General features: G+C 65.8%; 1 protein-coding gene. It reads left to right on the top strand.

The annotated features are described in order from the left end of the window. Window positions 1-228: 228 nt before the first annotated feature. The coding region (locus tag AC5Y5O_RS32185; protein ID WP_500028767.1) for a copper resistance CopC family protein at window positions 229-620 on the top strand (392 nt) is incomplete at its 3' end.

The raw sequence follows: 620 nt of genomic DNA, 5'->3' as shown, positions 1-620 counted from the left end.
CCGCTCCCCCGCCGAGGCTGCCGCGGCTCGGGCCATGGTGGCGACCGGCAATCATAGGCGGCTCTGTTCGAAGCCGACGCGCTCGCGCAGAGCTGATGAAGTGGGCGGAGTAAGCAACGTGCTCAGGCATATCGAGCAAGTTATCGGCCAGAATTGGAGCGTTGCAATTCAATGTCTGGGTGAAACAGACACCTGCACAGGGTATGTCGCGGCGCCAGACCGGGTGCTGTGACCACCTGGCTGCGCCGCCTGATAGCCGGTGCTGGCGTCGCCGCCGCGCTGGCGGTGGCCGGCGTAGGCGCGGGCGTTGCGTGGGCGCACCCAACTTTGGTGTCGGCTGACCCGGCAAGCCAATCCACTGTGAGTGTCTCGCCCGCGTCGATCACCTTATTTTTCAACGAGGCCGTGACTTGCGCGCCCGACGCGATCACCCTGCTCGACGGCTCGGGACGGCAGGTGCCGGTAGGAGCGGCGCGCAGCGAGCGCGACGGTACTGCAATGACGACAAAGCCCCAGCGTCCTCTTGTGCCGGGCGTCTATACCGTGCGGTGGCGAGTGACCGGCAGCGACGGAGATGAGACCGAAGAGGAATTCAGTTTCGCGGTCGGAGTCACCGGGAC

This window comes from Mycobacterium sp. NGS40 (assembly GCF_059812735.1).
The sequence above is the reverse complement of the archived record's forward strand: the minus strand, read 5'-3'. Positions and strand labels throughout refer to the sequence as shown.